Annotated in this window: 1 protein-coding gene; it reads right to left on the bottom strand. The window is 63.2% G+C overall.

Going from position 1 to position 231, the window contains the following annotated elements:
* Positions 1-231 (bottom strand): ABC transporter substrate-binding protein (locus AC0MA3_RS26800; RefSeq protein ID WP_474658394.1); only part of this gene is annotated, 231 nt, incomplete at both ends.

The following is a 231-nucleotide window of genomic DNA, read 5'->3' on the forward strand; positions in this document are numbered from 1 at the left end:
TCGCGGGTCTCGGGATCGATCGAGATCGGACCGCGCGGGCTCTCCCACTTCTGCCCCTTCATCGCCTCGATCAGCTTGTCGCCATTGGTGTCGCCGCCGGTCTTCTTCAGGGCCTCGTAGATCAGATGGATGCCGTCATAGCCGCTCACGGCCATGAAGCCCGGACGGGTGCCGAAGGCTTTCTTGTAGGCGGCAACGAAGTCCTTGTTCATCTGCGAGGGATGGGCCGCC

The sequence above is a fragment of the Paenibacillus sp. LS-5 genome, from assembly GCF_056121505.1.